Annotated in this window: 1 protein-coding gene; it reads right to left on the bottom strand. The window is 34.5% G+C overall.

The features are described from left to right. Window positions 1-29: 29 nt before the first annotated feature. On the bottom strand, window positions 30-998 hold the full coding sequence (locus tag K8Z87_RS13770) for an IS110 family RNA-guided transposase (RefSeq protein WP_227478157.1): 969 nt from the start codon (window positions 996-998) through the stop codon (window positions 30-32). Window positions 999-1,210: the final 212 nt, after the last annotated feature.

Below are 1,210 nucleotides of genomic sequence, written 5' to 3'. Positions count from 1 at the left end.
CAACAAAGAACTGAGTTAAAAAACAAGCATTATTGAGCTAATTTTGAAACAAAATTTTCATCATAAGGCAATCCACTTTTTGCTATTGCAAAAGCTTGTTTTAATAGCTTATTTGCCACTGCTATTAATGCTAACTTTTTACTCTTTCCTTTAGCTACTAACCTTTCGTATAACTCTCTGCAAGCCTTGTTGTGCTTGCAAGCTGAAAAAGCACATAGAAACAAGAGATTCCTTAATTTCTTATTCCCTACTTTACTGATTCTGCTTCGCCCTTTTACACTACTGCCCGATTCGCGTATAGTGGGTGTTATTCCAACATAACTACATAGTTGTGATGCTGTTTCAAACTTCTTGAATCCATCGGTTACTACTATTAAAAATAAAGCCGTCTTTACCCCCATCCCTGGAATACTTTTTAGTAGTGTTAATTGATGTTGCTGGTCTTGTTTAACCAACTCTAATAATCGAGACTCTAATGCTTCTATCTCCTTGTTCAAGTGTCTTAAATTACGCTTTAATGACTTATAGACAAACTGCGATGGAACTCCCAATACTTCTTCGCCTTTTAACTTGTTCTTGGTCGCTGTTCTGTGTTTTAGGTAACTATCCAATAATCTAAAAAGTTGTAAGCACTCACTCTGAATATCTGTTAAGGCAGTATACAAAGGAATATCATTCATTTGACCATAGTCACAAATCGCTTTTGAATCACTCTTATCGGTCTTTACCTTGGCTAATTTCATCTGGATAAAACGCTTTACTGATAAAGGATTCACTACAGATACACAAACTCCTTTATGGTATAAAAACTGTGCTAAACGGTAATGATAATAACCCGTAGCTTCCATAACTACTAAAGCCCCTTGTGGTAAGCGCTTCAGAAAGCTTTTAAAGCCTTGCTCATCATTCTTAAACTGATTATGGCCTGTCTTGGAACCATAAACATCGAAGACATTTTTACTAATGTCTATTCCATAAATTTCGCTATATTTATTCATAACAACTTGAAATTTGGAAAGAACGAACTACTGACGTTTCAACAACTTAAAATCGAGTTTTTATACTCACAGAACTGAACGAAATCTTAGTAGGAAAAGAGAGAGGGTTATCAATGTTGTCGAAGTCATAGCTTCACCGTGTATACTAACCTTATTTCTCTCTTTTGTTCTTTCTGATTAATATATCTAATGTAATAGATTGTAAACTTAAG

Source organism: Winogradskyella immobilis, assembly GCF_021887715.1.
Lineage (GTDB): Bacteria > Bacteroidota > Bacteroidia > Flavobacteriales > Flavobacteriaceae > Winogradskyella > Winogradskyella immobilis.
The sequence above is the reverse complement of the archived record's forward strand: the minus strand, read 5'-3'. Positions and strand labels throughout refer to the sequence as shown.

Excerpts from the sequence above, each read along its gene's own strand:
- K8Z87_RS13770 (WP_227478157.1), bottom strand. The coding sequence starts at position 998 with ATGAATAAATATAGCGAAATTTATGGAATAGACATTAGTAAAAATGTC.